Genomic DNA, 1,244 nt, shown 5'->3' with positions numbered 1-1,244 from the left:
CTTACATTAACCAATTCCGTGTTCACTACTAGACTTTCCACTACCGGCTGAGGGACTGGGGCTGGCTGGGAGGGGGGGACGAGGCTATCATTCTCCATATTCTTATATTCTTCATTTGCAACTCCTCCTAAATCTCCACCTTGACCACCATTTCCTTGCGCACTCGCCGCTGCTGCCATCGCTGAGGATGCCGCTGGAGCTACTGCCGGTGGTGGCGGATTTCCGCCTCCTTGCTGTTGTGGCGGTCTATATGCTGGTGGCGGCAAATTTCCGCCTCCTCCCGGCTGTCCTGACTGTCCTGACTGTCCTGGCTGTCCTGGCGCCCCTCTTTGTCCTTGTGGTCCTTGACCTCCCTGGCCTCCTCTTGGAGGTTGTTGTTGCCCTTGCTGAAGTTGTGATTGTTGTGGCGCACCTAGCGCTTGTGTTGAAGGTGATTGTTGCCCTTGCTGTTGCTGAGCTTCTTGCCTTTGTTGCAGAGCGGGACGATCTTTACCTACAACATCAAGTAGTTGAGATGCTGCCATACCAAGTCCACCAAGCCCTTGGCTTATCTCACCACCGGCTTGTAGCATACTGCCTAAAGCACCGACTGCTTTTCCTGGAAGTTTCAATGCTTCCGCACCAATTTTACCAGAAATTGCACCTATAACCGCACCAACCAGAGCACCAATAGGTCCACCAATTAAAAATCCTATTCCAGCGCCCATAACTGCACCACCAGCCATAGCTGCCTTATCTGAAACCGGTGCTTGCATTGCATCACCCGCCTGCTTCGTAAGTCCTCCGCTGATGCCAAGCATCTGACCGCCAGCCATAGCTGTTTGACCTAATGAAGCAGTTGGTTCAGCTGCGTCTTTTGCTTTATAACGAGACTCATTCCATGCTTCTCCTAACCTTCCAACAGCACCTCCTGAACTAGAAGAACTTCCAGCAGATGGAGATGCGCCTGCCGCACCATTAACAGATGGGGATGCTTGTTGTGATTGTTCTGAAGCTCCTGCGTATTTTGCATGGACTGCCGCTGGCTGCATTGGGGAGTATGGAGGTGGAGATTGACCATCACTTCCTAGAGCACCTGAATCTGCTGCGACTGGTGGAGTTGGTACTGCTTGTGTCGCTGTTTGTGTTGCCGCTGGGGATGAAGCTGCTTCTAGCTGATTCTCTAAAGTACCATTGCTAACCATAGACGTACCTCGATCCAAATACTCTTCAGCTGCTGCTTTATCTTCATCTACGTCCATAAG

The 1,244-nt window shown here is 51.7% G+C and carries 1 protein-coding gene; it reads right to left on the bottom strand.

What is annotated here, in order from left to right; genetic code table 11:
- The coding region (locus V6D20_04130; protein HEY9814980.1) for a DUF456 domain-containing protein at positions 1-1,184 on the bottom strand (1,184 nt) is incomplete at its 3' end.
- Positions 1,185-1,244: the final 60 nt, after the last annotated feature.

The organism is Candidatus Obscuribacterales bacterium, assembly GCA_036703605.1.
In the GTDB taxonomy this organism is placed as follows: domain Bacteria; phylum Cyanobacteriota; class Cyanobacteriia; order RECH01; family RECH01; genus RECH01.
Note: the sequence above shows the minus strand (reverse complement) of the source record. Positions and strands in the feature narration are given on the sequence as shown.